Source organism: Synechococcus sp. R5-12, from assembly GCF_047502655.1.
Lineage (GTDB): Bacteria > Cyanobacteriota > Cyanobacteriia > Thermostichales > Thermostichaceae > Thermostichus.
In genome coordinates, this window is sequence record NZ_JANSIM010000049.1 from 1 (window position 1) to 3,190 (window position 3,190).

A 3,190-nucleotide genomic window follows, 5' to 3' on the forward strand; every position below is an offset into this window, starting at 1 on the left:
AGTGCTCTCTTTTGGCTCAAATGAAAGATCAACACAACCTAGTTTGGAATGACTATGATTTGTAATTTTTTACAGAAAGAGGCGTTTTTCAAAAGCTGAGCTGGCACTTGTTCTCTCGTTTTAACAAGTTGGCCAGAAACTTCTTAAGCTTTCTCTACTCTGTAGGCACGCTCTTCTGGATCCAGCTGATCCAGCTAGACCAGGGCATGGGGTAAGACTACTCCAAGATCCTATTCTCCCTCGGGGGGTGCTGCCGCCTCAGAATCCAAAATGGCCCCTGCTCCGTAAGAGTCAATATCGATGGCCTGGGATCCACCGGCAGCCAACAGAGCCATCAGGGATCCCAACTGCCACCACACCAAGCCTGCCGTGCTCAACACTAGGATCCCACCGACGCAGGCGGCCAAGGCCATAGACAGGCCAAACACGTTCAGACACGCGGCCACAAACCCAGAGGTAAACAGGCAGCAGAGACTGTAGGTGAGGATCACCCCAGGAGTGCGGTAGCGAATTTGCGCTTGGCTATCCCGGTTGAGCTGCCAAAGGGCCACCTGGTATTCCAAATTGTCCTTGAAAATGATGCCAAAGATAACAGCAAAAAAGCTGAATAAGGCGATGGCAGAGTAAATGGGGGGATTGACGAAGGGATCAGAAAGGGATTCCATAGGGCTGACCTCGGTTTGGGATCCAAGTCCTTAGCTTAACACTTCTTAGCATCACAGAAGATGTCTAGCAGGTCAATGTCAACAACACAACCGATAACGCCAGACCCAGTTGGGGCATGATGAGAACTGGTCGGGTATCACCTCATCTGCAAAAGGGCTGTAATCTGAGATGGGGGCTAAGAGCAGTAGGATGTTCGACAAGGGGCTGTAGCTCAGATGGATAGAGCAAGCGCCTCCTAAGCGCTAGGTCGGCGGTTCAAGTCCGCCCAGTCCCGCTTCCTCAAGCCGCCAGACTCCTGCCTGGGCAGGTCAACGATAGAGGTTGCAGGAGTTGTGTAGGTTGTAGCCGGAGACCAAAACCTCTTGCTGGCGATCCCCAAGGCCGATGTCACAGCGCAGGGGATTCCCACCAGCAGCTGTGTAGGTGTGAGACTCCGTCATCCAACGAATGCCGCTTGGGCCAGGAGTGGGAGGAACAACTTCGGGGAGACGATAGTTGGGGGCTTGCCAGGGATCTTGCAGATAACGATCCCCGTGGATCCCTCCGAATTGAATATCGGCGTAGCTGGAAGGATAAACCGTAAAATCCATGCGGAAGATTTCTGAAGCGCGGCCAATGGTCGCCAAAGCTGTTTGGGCTTCAGCAACTCTGGAGCGGCGAATGTGGTTGAGCAGGTTGGGAATGGCCACCGCGCAGAGAGTACCGACAATCACGATGACCACCAGCAACTCGATCAATGTCATGCCACGAGGAGCCGCAGTGGCCAGACGAAAGAGGATTCTCCGGAGATACACTTCATGAGGGGAAAACCGACTCATAGCAGTTCCAGTCCCGCTTCGGGAGAAATCAGGCACTTAGCTAAACCCAAAGGAGCTTGCCCCAGTATTCCAGCCTTTCCTTGGTTTCAGGTTACCCTTTGCGGATCCAAAACTTTCCCTGTCAAATCACGCGAACTCCTGAATCCAAAACCTCACTGGCTATCAACTGTGGGTAAGTTTTTTATAAACTGGCCTCAAGTTTTAAGCTCAGATAAAGCTGGGTTCACTGTGAACTATTTTCGCGGTTGTCTGTGGGGTGGCACTTGCTGCCGCCGCGGACTCTCATGGGCCATTCGTTTTTGGGAGCTCAGCAGATGAATTTATCCTCTCTCATTTGGTCAGGGAGGTCAGGCTTACTCTCGGAGCAAGATTGCCAGACAGCGGCGAATCAATACCTCGCTCATGCGTTGGCGGTAAAGGGCGCTGGCCCGAAAATCCGCGATCCAGCCGTGGGCTTGCTCTGCCAAAAGTTGGGGAAGATGTTCTGGATCGGGCCGGGATCCCAGCCGCACCAGTTGTGGGGGTGAAAGGGCAGCATTGAGTCCGAAGCGATAATCGCCTGAGTCGGGATCGCGCGATCCAGCGACGATCACCAAGGCGGGATCCGTTTGGGTGATGCCGAGCCGCTGAAAGGTGCTGGGGCTGCGCAGGCGTTGGGCCGGGATCCAGATGGATCGCAAGGCTTCCCCCGGCTGCAGCAGAGTTTGTTGGGGGCCGATTTGAAAGTCCTGAGCAGGGATGTGGCGCAGGGATCCCTGCAGATCGATCAGCGTGTAGGTGGCCTCAAGGGCGATCAACACGGGTGCTACGACACCGACACTCAGGGCCAGGCAGAGATTTCCCCCTATCGTTGCCAGGTGGGCCACTTTGAAAGAGGCCAAAGATGCCATTCCCTCGCACAGGGCGCGGATCCCCGGCCAATGGGGTGGCCAATCGTATTGCAACAGTTGCTGGAAGGTACAGGTTGCCCCCAGTTTTAACCCTTCTGCACTGATTTCCAGCTCGTTCCAGTCCAGAGGATGCAAATCGATCAGTCCCCGCAGGTGGGGTTGCGGCTGTGAGAAGAGCCAAGTCCCCCCGGCCAGCCAGTTCCAGCCGGGATCCCATGCGGTCAAGTCCTCAAGCTGTTGGGGACGAATGTAGGTGTGCAGATGGTGCAGATCCATGGGTTCTCTCAGGCAGGGATCCAGACTGCAGGCTTCAGGGGGCTAGAGAGCTTCCTGAAAGCATTGGGCGAGGGCCTGGCATAGCTCAGGGACAACATCAGCAGGCCAAAAACCTTCTCCGCGCCGGCCTTGATGCAATTGCACGTAGAGGCCCCAGGCGGTGGCGCTGCCGCTGGCAATCAACGTCAAAGCAGGGCAAGTCTGCTCCAGCGTAATGCTCTCCTCCGCCATCAGTTGGGAGGCGATGGCCTCCATATCCTGCTGCAGGCGCTGCACCCCCTGCACAAACGCTTGCCACTCCTCCTGAGTGAGCTCCAGCGCCCAGGCTTCTCCCCCCACCAGCGCAACAAAAGGGGAACGGGTGGGATCCCAGCCCAGCCTCCAGCCGGATCCCTTGTGCAGAGAAGAACGAGCCAAGTAGGAACTCCGTCCCACTGTCGCGATTGGGAATCCATCACCGTTGTTGGCAACAGACAGGCAAGGAAAAGCATCCATGGTGCTGATACATTCACGCTGAACTCTCCTGAACATGGTTCAGGA

4 protein-coding genes and 1 tRNA gene are annotated in these 3,190 nt (G+C 55.6%); 1 reads left to right on the forward strand and 4 read right to left on the reverse strand.

Annotated features, from left to right (window positions below; all coding sequences use genetic code 11):
• Window positions 1–230 precede the first annotated feature (230 nt).
• Window positions 231–665, reverse strand: coding sequence for a hypothetical protein (locus NW843_RS03450; protein WP_011432900.1), 435 nt, complete (start codon window positions 663–665; stop codon window positions 231–233).
• A 201-nt stretch (window positions 666–866) separates the two neighbouring features.
• Here NW843_RS03450 and NW843_RS03455 point away from each other — a divergent pair.
• Window positions 867–940, forward strand: a tRNA-Arg gene (locus NW843_RS03455).
• 34 nt (window positions 941–974) lie between these two features.
• Here the strand turns inward: NW843_RS03455 and NW843_RS03460 are convergent.
• From NW843_RS03460 to NW843_RS03470, 3 genes are all read right to left on the reverse strand, one after another.
• Window positions 975–1,409 (reverse strand): type IV pilin protein, encoded by a 435-nt coding sequence (locus NW843_RS03460; protein WP_414329029.1) that lies wholly within the window; start codon window positions 1,407–1,409, stop codon window positions 975–977.
• A 428-nt stretch (window positions 1,410–1,837) separates the two neighbouring features.
• The gene (locus tag NW843_RS03465) at window positions 1,838–2,650 is read right to left on the reverse strand and encodes an FAD binding domain-containing protein (RefSeq protein ID WP_414522120.1); all 813 of its coding nucleotides are present in this window, start codon (window positions 2,648–2,650) and stop codon (window positions 1,838–1,840) included.
• A gap of 42 nt (window positions 2,651–2,692) precedes the next feature.
• Window positions 2,693–3,067, reverse strand: coding sequence for a DUF1818 family protein (locus tag NW843_RS03470; protein ID WP_414522121.1), 375 nt, complete (start codon window positions 3,065–3,067; stop codon window positions 2,693–2,695).
• Window positions 3,068–3,190: the final 123 nt, after the last annotated feature.